This is a genomic window from Pseudomonas sp. W15Feb34 (genome assembly GCF_023127765.1).
In the GTDB taxonomy this organism is placed as follows: Bacteria; Pseudomonadota; Gammaproteobacteria; order Pseudomonadales; family Pseudomonadaceae; genus Aquipseudomonas; species Aquipseudomonas synxantha_A.
Window position 1 is genome coordinate 81247 of the sequence record NZ_SPKN01000032.1, and the last position, 11199, is coordinate 92445.

General features: G+C 62.4%; 10 protein-coding genes. 4 read left to right on the top strand and 6 right to left on the bottom strand.

What is annotated here, in order from left to right; all coding sequences use genetic code 11:
* Window positions 1-43: 43 nt before the first annotated feature.
* Window positions 44-1192, bottom strand: a complete 1149-nt coding sequence (locus E4O97_RS16085; RefSeq protein WP_248133167.1) for an aldose epimerase family protein — start codon at window positions 1190-1192, stop codon at window positions 44-46.
* A gap of 137 nt (window positions 1193-1329) precedes the next feature.
* Between E4O97_RS16085 and E4O97_RS16090 the strand changes: the two genes are divergently transcribed.
* On the top strand, window positions 1330-2097 hold the full coding sequence (locus E4O97_RS16090; protein ID WP_032880421.1) for an SDR family oxidoreductase: 768 nt from the start codon (window positions 1330-1332) through the stop codon (window positions 2095-2097).
* A 209-nt stretch (window positions 2098-2306) separates the two neighbouring features.
* Here the strand turns inward: E4O97_RS16090 and E4O97_RS16095 are convergent, their stop codons facing one another.
* Together E4O97_RS16095 and E4O97_RS16100 are read right to left on the bottom strand one after the other, a co-directional pair.
* A complete protein-coding gene (locus E4O97_RS16095) occupies window positions 2307-2903 on the bottom strand; it encodes a glutathione S-transferase family protein (protein ID WP_248161713.1) in 597 nt (198 codons plus the stop codon).
* An 85-nt stretch (window positions 2904-2988) separates the two neighbouring features.
* Window positions 2989-3975: an AraC family transcriptional regulator gene (locus E4O97_RS16100; RefSeq protein WP_216092178.1), complete on the bottom strand. Its 987-nt coding sequence runs from the start codon at window positions 3973-3975 to the stop codon at window positions 2989-2991.
* Between the two features lie 65 nt (window positions 3976-4040).
* On the opposite strand from E4O97_RS16100, the gene E4O97_RS16105 reads away from it, so the two are divergent.
* Both E4O97_RS16105 and yghU read left to right on the top strand, forming a co-directional pair.
* On the top strand, window positions 4041-5267 hold the full coding sequence (locus tag E4O97_RS16105) for an MFS transporter (protein ID WP_248161714.1): 1227 nt from the start codon (window positions 4041-4043) through the stop codon (window positions 5265-5267).
* A gap of 42 nt (window positions 5268-5309) precedes the next feature.
* A complete protein-coding gene (gene yghU, locus E4O97_RS16110) occupies window positions 5310-6140 on the top strand; it encodes a glutathione-dependent disulfide-bond oxidoreductase (RefSeq protein WP_248161715.1) in 831 nt (276 codons plus the stop codon).
* Window positions 6141-6200: 60 nt separating this feature from the next.
* On the opposite strand, the gene E4O97_RS16115 is transcribed toward yghU, so the two are convergent.
* From E4O97_RS16115 to E4O97_RS16125, 3 genes are read right to left on the bottom strand one after another with little or no spacing between them, the layout of a single operon-like run.
* A complete protein-coding gene (locus E4O97_RS16115) occupies window positions 6201-7127 on the bottom strand; it encodes a sugar ABC transporter substrate-binding protein (protein ID WP_248161716.1) in 927 nt (308 codons plus the stop codon).
* A 19-nt stretch (window positions 7128-7146) separates the two neighbouring features.
* The gene (locus tag E4O97_RS16120) at window positions 7147-7926 is read right to left on the bottom strand and encodes a TIM barrel protein (protein WP_248161717.1); all 780 of its coding nucleotides are present in this window, start codon (window positions 7924-7926) and stop codon (window positions 7147-7149) included.
* Window positions 7923-8942, bottom strand: a complete 1020-nt coding sequence (locus E4O97_RS16125) for a Gfo/Idh/MocA family oxidoreductase (RefSeq protein WP_248161719.1) — start codon at window positions 8940-8942, stop codon at window positions 7923-7925. Before E4O97_RS16125 ends, E4O97_RS16120 begins: the two co-directional genes overlap by 4 nt.
* A 184-nt stretch (window positions 8943-9126) precedes the next feature.
* Here E4O97_RS16125 and E4O97_RS16130 point away from each other — a divergent pair, with 184 nt between their 5' ends.
* Window positions 9127-11088, top strand: coding sequence for a sigma 54-interacting transcriptional regulator (locus E4O97_RS16130; protein WP_248161721.1), 1962 nt, complete (start codon window positions 9127-9129; stop codon window positions 11086-11088).
* Window positions 11089-11199 lie beyond the last annotated feature (111 nt).

Here is an 11199-nt window from a genome sequence, read left to right on the forward strand (position 1 = left end):
GTGCAGATACCTATGCTCATCGGGGTGTAGCCCTCCCACAGTTTTAATCGGCGGTGAACTTGAAAATGGTGTTCTGGATATAGGTTTGCCCTGGATTCAAGCGAGTTGAGGCAAAGCCGGGTTGGTTAGGCGCATCCGGAAAATGCTGGGTCTCCAGGGTAAACCCGCTCCAGTGCTGGTACGTCTTGCCACCTTTGCCCTTCACCGAACCATCCAGGAAGTTGCTGGTGTAGAACTGCACCCCAGGCTCACTGGTGTAAAGCTGCAAGCGCCGCCCCGACTCAGGGTCATGCACCTGGGCAGCAAGCTGCTTCACATCACCTTTGGTATCCAAGGCCCAGTTAAAGTCGAACCCGCCTTGTTTCGGCTCGGCAAATTTGAGCTGCGGATGGTCCGCCTTGATGTGCTGGCCAATAGGCGTGGGCTTGAGGAAGTCCATCGGTGTGCCCTTGACCGGAGCCAGCTCACCGGTGGGGATCAAGGTGGCATTCACCGGCGTGTAGTGGCTGGCGTGCAAGGTGGCGACCTGCTTGAGAATGTCGCCGTTACCCGCGCCGGCGAGGTTGAAGTAGCTGTGATTGGTGAGGTTGAGTACCGTCGGTTTGTCGGTGGTGGCCTTGTAGTCGATGTGCAGTTCGTTCTTGTCGTTGAGGCGGTAAGTGACTTCGGTCTTCAGGTTGCCGGGGAAACCCATTTCACCGTCCCTGGACAGGTAGGTGAGGGTGACGCCCACCGAATCCTTGTCCTTGACGGGCTCGGCGTGCCACACCTGTTTGTCGAAGCCCTGGGCGCCGCCATGCAGCGAGTTGGGGCCGTCGTTGAGCGGCACCTGGTAGCGTTTGCCGTCGAGTTCAAAGGCGCCGCCGGCCAGGCGGTTGCCGAAGCGGCCGATGGTTGCGCCGAAAAATGCAGTACCGCCTTGATAGCCTTGCACATCATCGAAACCCAGCACTACGTCGTCGAGCTTGCCGTTTTTGTCAGGCACCTTCAGCGACTGCAATACACCGCCGTAGGTAATTACCGTGGCTTGCATGCCATGGCTGTTGCGCAACACGTACTGTTCGACGGCGGTGCCGTCATTGGTTTTACCGAAAGGCTTGTGCTCGCTGGTAAGGCCGGCGGCGTGAGCGCCGCCGCTGGCGATCAGCATGGACAGCGCCAGACCGGACAACAGGTATCGAGGGTGCTTCATGTCGAACTTCCTTTTGTTGTTTTTGGGTTGAATAGTTCTACTAATGTGAGATATTTCACCGGTTATCCAGCAGATTTATAGCCTTTAACGCCGATTTCGTAAAATAAAATAAGACTAATTGATCGAGGCACTACGTTATGAGTACTGAACACGCCATTTATCCCGACCTCAAGGGCAAGAGCGTATTGATCTCCGGCGGGGCGTCAGGGATTGGCGAATTCATGGTGCGGGCCTTTGCCGCCCAGGGTGCCAAAGTGGCGTTTGTGGATCGCGCGCAAAGCCAGGGTGAACGCTTGGCGGCACTGCTGAACTCTAAGGGCCACACCGTCGAGTTCGAGTGCTGCGATATCACCGATGAGATTGGCTACGGTGCGGCAATCCGGCGCTTCGAGCATTCCCTCGGGCCGATCACGGTGCTGGTCAACAACGCGGCAAATGATGTGCGCCACAGCCTGGAAGAAATCGACTCGCAAATGTTTGACCGGTTGATCGCTGTCAACCTCAAGCACGCCTTCTTTGCCGCAAAGGCGGTGGTGCCAATGATGAAAGAGGCGGGTGGCGGCTCGATCATCAACCTGGGTTCGGTCGGCTGGATGATGGCTTCTGCCGGCTACCCGGTGTACGCCGCCAGCAAGGCTGCCGCCCACGGCATGACTCGAGGCCTGGCGCGGGAGCTGGGGCCGAGCCATATCCGCGTCAACACACTGGTGCCGGGCTGGGTGATGACGGAAAAACAATTGGCCATGTGGGTGGATGATGCGGCTCGGGAGTTGATCGCCCGTAGCCAGTGCCTGCCTGGCAGTGTGATGCCGGAACACATCGCCAATATGGCCCTGTTTCTGGCCTCGGATGCCTCGGCGATGTGTTCGGCGCAAAACTTTATCGTTGACGGCGGCTGGGTGTAGAAACACGGTTCCAAAAAATTGTGAAGGTCGCGAGTGGGAGGGGGGCTACACCCCGATAGCGGTGGGTCAACCCACATCAATGTTCGCTGGGCCGACGTCATCGCAGGCAAGCCAGCTCCCACATTTAGATCCTGGGGTGTCAGGTAGAGAGGCGCCGGCTGTCAGGCCGTCACGGGGGCGAGCCCCCTCCCACATATGAACTGCGATGCTTAGGCGATTGGGTAGCGTTTGAACGCCGGGTGCTGTTCCAGGCGTTCAGCATGGCGCTTCAGGTTGGGGAACGCATCCGTCTTCACCACCGACGCCACGGTGAACTGGCTGAACGACCAGGCGACCGCTGCTGTAATGGATGCCTGGGTCAGTGCTTCACTGTCTGCCAGTTGCTTGTCCAGCAGGGCATAGGCCGCCAGCAATTGCCCACTGACGCGTTCGATCCACGGTGCATGTAACTTTTCGGCTGGGCGCAGGTTGTGTTCATAGACGATCTGCACACTCTTTTCACAGGCGGCAAGAGCCAGTCCGAGCAGTTGCAGGTCGTGGGCGCGTGCTGCCGGTTGTTGGGGCAGCAGCTTCTTGTCAGCCGGTGCCAGTGCTTCCAGGTAATCGAGGATCAGGCTCGAATCCATCAGCACCGTCCCGTCGTCCAACACCAGGGAGGGGGCTTTGACCACGGGGTTGATCTGGGCAAATTGCGCGTAGGTGCTGAACACCGACAGCGGTTCATGCACAAAATCCATGCCGTACAAGTCCAGGGAAATCGCCACGCGGCGTACGTAGGGCGAGTCCAGCATTCCGACCAGTTTCATGCAGCCTCCATTGCTTTCGCGGTGTGATTGGCTGACGAGATTAAGGCTTCATGATCAGGGTGCGCAATGCTTGAAGGGGCGGTCGCTACATTGAACTGCGGGCCGCCCCGGGCGGTTGCCCGGTGATGCGCTTGAAGGCGCGGCTGAACGCTGCCTGGGAGGTGTAGCCAAGGCGTTGCGCGACGGTTTCGATGGGCATGCGCTCCAGGCTCAGCCACTGCGTGGCCAGGCGCATGCGCAGTTCCGTAGCGTAGCGCAACGGCGGTATACCGAGAGTGGCCTGGAAGCGATCGGCAAATACCGAGCGCGAGGTATGGCAGTGCGCAGCCAGCTCCGCCACGCTCCAGTCGCGGCCCGGTTGCTGGTGCAGAGCGAGGAGGGCGCGGGCCAGGCGCGGGTCGCGCAACGCTGCCACCAGGCCCGAGGCGTTGCCGCAGGCGCATTCGACCCAGCCGCGTACGATCATCGCTGCCACCACATCGGCCAGGCGCGCCAGGATGCCGGCAAAGCCGATGCGGGCCGTGGAGACTTCCCGTTCCATCACCGCCAGGATCGGCATCAGGCCGGGGTAACGCTGGCCCCCTGCATCGATCAGCATCAGCGCCGGCATCAGGTTGCCGAGCCCCTGGATACTGCCAAGTTCGAACTCCATGCAGGCACTGAACAGCAAGGTGCTGGGCGTCGCATTAGGGGAGGCATCCACGGCGCAGACCGCATCCCCCAACGGGGCACTGTCGAAATCGCCGATATCGTGCACACCGGCGCTCGCATCGGATAACAGTGCATGCGCGCCACCATGGGCAATGAATACCGCATTGCCCGCCGACAGCTCGAAAAGGTTGCCGTCCTCGCCGCGCAAGGTCGCATGGCCGGCCGCGAGAAAGTGGAAATAGGCGTGGCCGGGCTTGGCGTCAAAGCCCATGCCGAAGCTCGGCCCGGCCTGGATGCGGCGGTACTGCACACCCCGCAGGCGCATGCCGCGCAGCAGCTCATTGATCAGGTCGGAAGACAGGGTAAAAGCATGCGCGGCAGTCATGTTCGGGGTTTCGGTCAAAAACTCAAGGGTTTGCATCATAGATCATCCTGACGGGCAAACCTAGACTGGCCGCCTTGCCAATGATCCGAGGATGACCTGTGATGAATGACAATGCAGCCCAAGCCCCTGCCGGGATTGTGACGGAGCCGGCCTGGCTGGCGGTGTTTTCTTTGGCGATGGGGGTGTTCGGCTTGCTGACGGCGGAGTACCTGCCGGCCAGTTTGTTGACCCCCATGGCCTTGGACCTGGGTGTCTCGGAGGCGCTGGCCGGCCAGGCCGTGACGGTGACGGCAGTGGTGGCGTTGTTTGCCGGTTTGCTGGTGCCCGGCCTGACCCGAAGCATCGACCGGCGCGTGGTGCTGCTGGGGTTCTCCACGCTGATGATCGCCTCCAACCTGCTGGTGGCGTTGTCTTCCAGCCTGACCGTACTGCTGTTGATGCGCATCCTGCTGGGCATCGCCCTGGGCGGTTTCTGGAGCATGGCGGCGGCGGTGGCCATGCGTCTGGTGCCGGCGGCTTCCCTGCCACGGGCGCTGTCGATCATCTTCAGCGGAATTGCGGCGGGTACCGTGGTCGCCGTGCCGCTGGGCAGCTACTTGGGTGGCCTGTACGGCTGGCGCAGTGCGTTTATCGCGGCGGCTGCAGTAGGTGCGGTGACCCTGGCGTTCCAGGCGTTCACCCTGCCGCGCCTGGTGCCCAATGGTACCGCGCGCCTGCGTACCGTGCTGGAAGTGCTGCTGCGCCCGGGTATCGCCATGGGCATGTTCGGTTGCGTGCTGGTACATACCGCGCATTTCGCATTGTTCACCTATATTCGCCCGTTCCTGGAAAGCACCACCGGCGTCGATACCCAAGGGCTGGCCCTGATGCTGCTGGGCTTCGGCGTGGCGAATTTCGTCGGCACCTTGCTCGCCGGTTGGCTGCTGGTGCGCCACCCGCGTGGGACGTTGGTGTTGATGCCGGTGCTGGTAGGCATTGCGGCGCTGGCCCTGGTCTGGCTGCCGGTGTCACTGCCGGGCCAGGCGTTGCTCCTGGCGCTGTGGGGCATGGCGTTCGGCGGCGTACCGGTGGCATGGTCCAATTGGGTCGCCCGTGCCGTGCCGGACCAGGCCGAAAGTGCCGGCGGCATGGTGGTCGCTTCGGTGCAGTCGGCGATTGCCGCAGGGGCTGCCGGTGGCGGGTTGATGTTCAGCGTCAGCGGCATTGGTGGGGTATTTGTGGGTGCGGGTGTATTGATGTTGCTCGCGGCCTTGCTTATCGCCCTGCGCGTACAGGTGCCTCGACAAGACGGGGAGGCCGGTGTGACGCATCACCCGTCTTTGGTTTAGTCTGGAACGCTTCGTTTATCGCAATCCCTGAGGAGCAGTGGCATGGCTGATTATGTACCCCCAAAGGTCTGGACCTGGGACACCGAAAGCGGCGGCACCTTTGCCAGTATCAACCGGCCCATCGCCGGTGCTACCCACGAAAAGGCGCTGCCAGTAGGCAAGCACCCATTGCAGCTGTACTCCCTGGCTACGCCCAATGGCCAAAAGGTCACGATTCTGCTTGAGGAATTGCTGGCGCTGGGGCACACCGGTGCCGAATACGACGCCTGGCTGATCAAGATCGGTGACGGCGACCAGTTCGGCAGTGGCTTTGTGGGGGTAAACCCGAACTCGAAGATTCCGGCGCTGATGGACCACAGTGGCGCCACGCCGATTCGGGTGTTCGAGTCCGGCGCGATCCTGCAATACCTGGCCGAGAAATTCGGCGCGTTCTTGCCCAGCGAGCCTGCGGCCCGGGCTGAATGCCTGTCGTGGTTGTTCTGGCAGATGGGCAGCGCGCCTTACCTGGGCGGAGGTTTCGGACATTTCTATGCCTATGCGCCGAGCAAGATGGAGTACCCGATCAACCGCTTTGCCATGGAAGCCAAGCGCCAACTGGATGTGCTGGACAAGCGCCTGGCGGTGAGCGAGTACATCGCCGGCGATGAGTACACCATTGCCGATATCGCCATCTGGCCCTGGTACGGCGGGCTGGTCAAAGGCCGCTTGTACGGCGACTCGGCGGAGTTTCTCTCGGTGCATGAATACAAGCACGTGCAGCGCTGGGCCGACGCGATTGACGCACGGCCGGCGGTGCAGCGCGGGCGACGGGTGAACAGGGTGTCGGGTGAGGAGCAGTTGCCCGAACGGCATGACGCGAGTGACCTGGACTGATTCAGAGCCAGTGTGGGAGGGGGCTTGCTCCCTCCCACACTGGCTCTCCTTGTCTTCGGTTTATTTGTAGCGCTGTTCGAATGCCGCCACCTGCTCAGGCGTGATCAGTTCAAACGGCACCCACACTTCGGCTTCAATCGGTTCGCCCTTGATCATCTTGATCGCCGCTCGAACCGCCTGGGTCGCCTGGGCCTTGGGGTCCTGGAACACCGACGCAGCAAGCAGCCCACGCTTGATGGCCGCCAGGCCGTCGGGCAAGCCGTCGATGCCGACGATCGCAATCTCGCCCTTGGCCTTGCCCGCTTGCTGCAATGCCATGGCTGCGCCAATTGCCATTTCATCGTTGTTGGCCACGATCGCATCGAACTGCGTACCTGCCAGCAGCCAGTTGCTGGTCAGGTCCATGCCTTTGTTGCGTTGCCATTCGGCGCTTTGCTGTTCAACGATCTTGATACCGGGAAAGTCCTTGAGCACCTGCCTGGCGCCCTCGGTGCGGTCGTGGGTGGCGTTCTGCGCAAGGTCGCCCATGATGATCGCCACGTTGCCCTGGCCGCCGAGTTTTTCCGCGAGGTAGCGCATCTGCAATTGCCCAGCCTCGATGTCGTTGGACGCCACCGTAACCACGCCCTTTGGCAGCGTGCGTTCATCCGGGTGGCGGTTGACGTACACCAGTGGCGTCTTGGCCGCCACGGCGGCGCGGGTGATATTGGCAGTGGCGGCGGTGTCGACCGGCAGCACGATCACCGCGTCGACTTTCTGGTTGAGAAACCCCTCTACTTGATTGAGCTGGCGCACCACATCGCCCTGGGCGTCTTCGAACTGGATCTGCACGTCCTGCTGTTTCGCTGCCGCCTCCAGGCCGCTACGCACATAGGTCATGAAGTTATCGTCAACCCGGGCAATGCTCACGCCGATGCGATAGGCGGCGAAGGTCCATTGGCTGAACAGCAACAGCAGCGCGGCCACTAGCAATGAATAACGATGCATAAGTGTGTTCCTTTTATTGTTATAGGGTGAATGCCTGGCGGAAGCGCTCCAGGGCCACTTCGCAGGTGCCGCTGGCCCAGCCCTCCAGGCCGACCACGCCGGTGTAGCCCATGGCGTGCAGCGCACGGGCAATGGCCGGGTAGTGGATTTCGCCGGTGCCGGGTTCCTTGCGCCCGGGCACGTCGGCCACCTGGATTTCACCGATGGCGCCGCCGGCGCGCTGGATCAATTCGATCAGGTTTCCTTCGCCGATCTGCGCGTGGTACAGGTCCAGGTTCATCTTCAGATGCGGGCTGCCCACGGCTTCGATCAGGGCCAGGGTGTCGTCGGCGCGGGCGAACGGCGTGCCGGGGTGATCGACGGCGGTGTTGAGGTTTTCCAGCAGGAACACACGGCTGGCGTCTTCCCCCAGGCGCGCGATTTTTTCCAGGGTCTTGCAGGCGCTCAGCCACATGCGGCCGGTGGCCTGGTTGACCGGCTGCACCGGCAGGCCGCCGGCGCCCAGGCCGGTGCCGTGCAGGTTGAGGCTGGGACAATTGAGGCGCTCTGCGATGCCCAGGGATTCGCGGGCGCTGTCGAGCAGTTGGCGACTGCCTTCGGGGTCGGTGAGGGTGCCGCTGATGTAGCCGGTCATCGAGGTGAAGTCCGCGCCGGTCGCGGCCAGGGCGTCGATGTCCTTGTCGGTCCAGCTCCAGATTTCGGCGCTGAACCCCAGGGCGTGGATACGTTTGACCCGTTCGATGAAGGGCAGGTCGAGGAACACCATCTCGGCGCTGACGGCTAATTTGAACGGCATCATGGCCGCGCCCCTTGCACGGCCACAGACTTGCCGGTTTCGTACGACTCGATGCAGGCGCGCGCAATCGCCAGGGCCGCGCGCGCATCCTCACCGCTGGCCAGGGGCTTGGCGCCGCTGCGCAGGCAGTCGACAAAGTGGTTGAGTTCGGCAATGTAGGCGTCGCGCAGCAGGTCAGTGTCCATTCGTTGGGTGTCGGCCTGGATGCCCTCGGCCAGGTAGCGCACCAGGTCGCAGTCATTGAGGCTGCCCATGCTCAGCATGCCTTGGCTGCCGAACACTTCACCGCGCACATCGTAGCCATACACCGCCTGGAAGTTGGCCTCGGCGGTGGCGATGGCGCCGTTGTCGAAGCGGATCGTGACCACGGCGGTATCGAGCAAGCCTTGGCTTTTGTACGCTGGGGCGATCAGCGCGTCGGCCATCACATATACCTGCACCGCTTCGGCGCCGGGGTTGAGGTAGCGCAGGGTGTCGAAGTCGTGGATCAGGGTTTCCAGGAAGATCACCCATTGCGGCGAGTTGGCAGGGTTGTTCAGTGCCGGGTCGCGGGTCAGCGAGCGCAGCAACTGCGGCGTACCGATGCGGCCGGCGGCGACATCGAGGTGCGCGGTACGGAAGCTCTTGGCGAAACGCCGATTGAAACCGACCTGCAACGGCACGCGGGCGTCGGCGGCAGCGGCGATGGCGCGATCGGCTTCGTCCAGGGTGATCGCCATGGGTTTTTCGCAGAAGATACCCTTGCCGGCGCGGGCGGCGCTGATCACCAGTTCGGCGTGGCTGCGGGCGGGGGCGGCAATGAGTACGCCGTCGATCTCCGGGTCGTCCAACAGCTGTTGCGGGTCGGTGTAGACCTTGTCCACCCCCAGCTCTGCTGCCAGGCGTGCGGCCTGGCCTGGGGTAGGATCGGCGATGGCGGCGAGGCAGGCACCGGGGATGTGGCGCGCCGCCGTAAGGCCGTGGAAGCTGCCCATGCGACCGGCACCGATCAAGCCCAGGCGGATATTCTGTGTACTCATGAAGTGACCCCTTTTTATTGTTGGCCCGCAGGACAGTCCTGGCTGGCATAGAGGTAAGAGCAAGGGGTGTGCCAACTCATAACTAACTGATTTTTAATAGGTTATTAAAATCAGTAAACAAAATGTGTTCATTCAGATGACATGTCTATACTGACATGTCAAAAATATGAACATGGATGCCTTGATGAGCCTCACATTCAGCGTGCAAGACCTCGAATACCTCACGGCCCTTGGACCTGATGCGCTGAATGACGGACCCGTCGCTGCGTTGGAGCAGGGCTGGCGAGCGTGTCTGTCCGGCCAGGTCGAACGCCCGGCCGAGGTGCGCCAGGTCATCTGGGATTCGTGGCGGCGCAGTCTCGAGGCAAGGATCGATCCCGGTCACAGCCACTACCGTTTCGTTGCCGCCCAAACGCTGGCGGCAACCCTGGCCAATCACCGCGTACTGATCGCCGCTGCCGCGCAGGTCATGCACGGCTTGCTGGCCTATAACCCACGCGGCCATATCAACCTCACCGATGCCGAGGGCACCACCCTGTATTTCTGCGGGCTGGACATCACCCCCGTCGGCAGTCGCCTGCTGGAATCGGTACAGGGCACCAACTGCACCGGGCTGGCCCTGGCCGAAGATCGCCTGGTGTACGTATTGGCCGAGGAGAATTTTGCCGGCGCCCTGCGCCAGCGCCGCATGCACTGCGCCGCTGCGCCGATCAAGGATGCCCAGGGCCTGACATTGGCCATGCTCACGCTGACCGCCGAGCCCGGCTGGTTTCATTTCCATACCCTGGGCACCGTCCAGGCGGCAGCCGAAGCGGTGTCGCGGCAGATGGCGCTGCAGGTGTTGCTGGAAGAACAACAAGCGGTGCTCGAAGTGCTGAACGAAGGCTTGGTGGTGCTGGATGAGCGCGGCTGCATCAAGGCGCTCAACCGTTATGCGCGGCAGTTGTTCGGGGTGGGGCTGGAGCTGATCGGCAGTTCGTTCCAGCGCCTGGGGCGCAGTGAGTTGAGCGACGTGCTGGGTGAGCCGGTGCGCGACCTCGACTGCACCTTCGAGTTGCACGACCGCAGTCAACTCGCCTGCCTGGTCTCGGTATGCCCGCTGGAGCAGGGCGGGGTGATCGTGTCGGTGCGCGAAAACCGCCGCATCCGCGAAATCACCCGGCGCCTTATCGGTACCCAGGCGCGCTATACCTTCGACACCATCCAGGGCACCTCACGGGCGATCCAGGACGCGCTGCACCTGGGGCGCATTGCCAGTCGCGGCGACGCCACCACCTTGGTCCTCGGCGAAAGCGGCACCGGCAAGGAGCTGTTTGCCCAGGCCATTCATAACGCCAGCGAGCGTTGCAACGGCCCGTTCGTGGCGGTCAACTGCGGCGCCATCCCCCGGGACTTGGTGCAGAGCGAACTGTTTGGGCATGTCGAAGGCGCGTTCACCGGCTCGGCGCGAGGTGGGTCGGCGGGCAAGTTTGAATTAGCCGATGGCGGCACCATCTTCCTGGATGAAATTGGCGACATGTCCTTCGATGCCCAGGTCAGCCTGTTGCGGGTGTTGCAGGAGGGGGAAGTGACGCGCGTGGGCGCGAAAAATTCGCGGCCAGTGAACGTGCGCATCATCGCCGCCACCCATCGCAACTTGAGCCAGGCAGTGGCCGAAGGTGCGTTTCGTGAGGATCTTTACTACCGCCTCAATGTGTTGAACCTCACGGTGCCACCCTTGCGTATGCGCCGCGACGATATCCCGCTGCTGGCACGGCATTTCCTGCAGCGCTGTGCGCGTTCGTTGCGTAAGCCAGTGCAGGGTTTCTCGCCGGAGGCGCTGGCGCTGCTGTCAGCCCATGGCTGGCCGGGCAATGTGCGTGAATTGGAAAACGCCATCGAGCGGGCGACCAACCTGGCGATGGGGGAGTTGATCCAACCGGCTGACTTGCCGCTGGAAACCCAGCAACGGGCGACGCTGCGCCTTTACCAGCCCCAGCCCGCGCAGGATCTGAGCAGCCACGAACTGCACGCCATCGTCGCCGCGCTGAAAAACACGGGCGGCAACATTCGCCTGGCCGCCCGGCAACTCAACGTGTCGCGGGGCGGGCTGTACAACAAGATGGGTCGGTTTGGTTTGAGTGCAGGGGATTTTCGCGGGCGGTGAATGATTGCCCGTGTGCAGATTAAATGTGGGAGGGGGCTTGCCCCCGATGGCGGCCTGACAGCCGACCAGGATGTTGGATCAGACCGAGTACATATCCATTCCTGCGGTAAC